The sequence below is a fragment of the Novosphingobium resinovorum genome, assembly GCF_036352595.1.
Lineage (GTDB): Bacteria > Pseudomonadota > Alphaproteobacteria > Sphingomonadales > Sphingomonadaceae > Novosphingobium > Novosphingobium resinovorum_B.
In genome coordinates this window covers 1-337 of record NZ_JAZFAX010000131.1, presented here as the reverse complement: position 1 = coordinate 337, position 337 = coordinate 1, and the positions used below count along the sequence as shown (strand labels likewise).

Here is a 337-nt window from a genome sequence, read left to right as displayed (position 1 = left end):
CGGGAACCATCACCGTCATCGGCCGCGAGCCGGAGTATCCTTACGAGCGCCCGCCGCTCTCCAAGGAATACTTCGCGCGCGAGAAGACCTTCGACCGCCTCTACATCCGCCCGCCGACGTTCTGGGCGGAAAAGGAAGTAACCTTCAAGCTGGGCACCGAAGTCACCAAGGTCGATCCGGCGGCGAAGGAACTGACGCTCTCGAACGGCGCGACGTTCGGCTACGGCAAGCTGGTCTGGGCGACCGGCGGCGATCCGCGCCGGCTGTCGTGCTCGGGCTCCGACCTGGCGGGCATCCATGCCGTGCGCACCCGCGAGGACTGCGACACGCTGATGGC

At 67.1% G+C, this 337-nt stretch carries 1 protein-coding gene; it reads left to right on the top strand.

Annotation, left to right across the window (positions count from 1 at the left end):
* A partial coding sequence (locus V2S85_RS27220; RefSeq protein ID WP_330705890.1) for an FAD-dependent oxidoreductase occupies window positions 1-337 on the top strand: 337 nt, incomplete at both ends.